General features: G+C 67.9%; 2 protein-coding genes. Both read left to right on the forward strand.

Annotation, left to right across the window (positions count from 1 at the left end; genetic code table 11):
* A partial coding sequence (locus tag EOA22_RS36230; RefSeq protein ID WP_281040826.1) for a glycosyltransferase family 9 protein occupies positions 1-209 on the forward strand: 209 nt, incomplete at its 5' end.
* Positions 206-655: lipopolysaccharide heptosyltransferase I (waaC, locus tag EOA22_RS36235; protein WP_127390744.1), on the forward strand; the 450-nt coding region annotated here is incomplete at its 3' end. The genes EOA22_RS36230 and waaC, both read left to right, overlap by 4 nt.

Here is a 655-nt window from a genome sequence, read left to right on the forward strand (position 1 = left end):
CGCCGATCGTCGCCGTCTACGGCTCGACCTCGCCCGAAAACACGCCACCGCTGGCGGAGCGCCGCGAGCTGGTCTGGCTCGGCCTGTCGTGCTCGCCCTGCCACCAGAAGGTCTGTCCGCTCGGCCACCTCAACTGCCTGAAGACGCTGGAAGTCGGCCAGGTCGCGGCAGCGGCGGACCGGCTGCTGGAAATTCCGGCCGCGGCATGAAGGTGCTGATCGTCAAGACGTCGTCGATGGGCGATGTCATCCACACCTTTCCGGCGGTCGAGGATGCCCGTCGCCACCGCCCGGACCTGACCTTCGACTGGTGCGTCGAAGAGGCATTCGCCGGAATCGTCGCGCTTCACCCGGCGATCGACAAGATTCATACGGTGGCGATCCGGCGCTGGCGCAAGGCGCTGCTTGACGGCGCCACCTGGCGCGAGGCGGCCGCCCTGCGCCGCACCTTGCGCAATTGCCGCTACGATCTGGTCATCGACGCGCAAGGCCTGCTGAAATCGGCCCTGGTGGCAAGACAGGCGGGCTCACCCATTGCCGGCTTCGACCGTTCGAGCGCGCGCGAACCCTCGGCGACGCTGTTCTACGATGCCACGTATGCCGTCCCGCGCGATCTCCACGCCATCGAACGGACGCGGCGGTTGTTTGGCCTGGCG

Origin of the sequence: Mesorhizobium sp. M7A.F.Ca.US.014.04.1.1 (assembly GCF_003998745.1) — a bacterium.
Classification (GTDB): Bacteria; Pseudomonadota; Alphaproteobacteria; order Rhizobiales; family Rhizobiaceae; genus Mesorhizobium; species Mesorhizobium ciceri.